This window comes from Dryocola clanedunensis (genome assembly GCF_038405435.1).
GTDB classification, from domain to species: domain Bacteria; phylum Pseudomonadota; class Gammaproteobacteria; order Enterobacterales; family Enterobacteriaceae; genus Dryocola; species Dryocola clanedunensis_A.
Window position 1 is genome coordinate 1 of sequence record NZ_JBBYHZ010000212.1, and the last position, 525, is coordinate 525.

A 525-nucleotide genomic window follows, 5' to 3' on the forward strand; every position below is an offset into this window, starting at 1 on the left:
TTGGGCGTGAGCAGCGTGGCCAGTGGAACCAGGCGCGTGCGCATGGCCTTCAGGGCGGCGTCTTCAAGCAGTTTGGCACCGCTGGTGGCGACCATGACCGGATCCAGCACGACATGCGGCGGGCGGTGCTTTTCCAGCGCGTCGGCCACCAGGCCGATCACCTCGGCATTGGCGAGCATGCCCAGCTTCACCGCATGGATATCGAAATCGGCGAAGCAGGCGTCGATCTGCGCCTGCAGGAACTCCAGTGGCGGCACGTGCACGGCGGTGACGCCGCGGGTGTTCTGTGCGGTCAGCGCGGCAATCGCCGAAAGGCCATGTACGCGATGGGCGGCGAAGGCCTTCAGGTCGGCCTGGATGCCTGCGCCACCGCCGGAATCGGAGCCGGCGATGGTCAGGGCGGAAACGGGGCTGGAAGGCGTCATGCCTCGATTGTGCAATGTTTGCCGCCGTATTGCTGCCGCGCCGTCAGCGCGCCCGCAGCAGCGCCCACTGCCGGTACAGCACGTAGCCCAGACCGGTGCC

Annotated in this window: 1 protein-coding gene; it reads right to left on the minus strand. The window is 67.6% G+C overall.

Going from position 1 to position 525, the window contains the following annotated elements; genetic code table 11:
- Positions 1-425, minus strand: a 425-nt coding sequence (locus AAE045_RS24280) for a bifunctional hydroxymethylpyrimidine kinase/phosphomethylpyrimidine kinase (RefSeq protein WP_455549849.1), incomplete at its 3' end; no start/stop codon positions are given.
- Positions 426-525 lie beyond the last annotated feature (100 nt).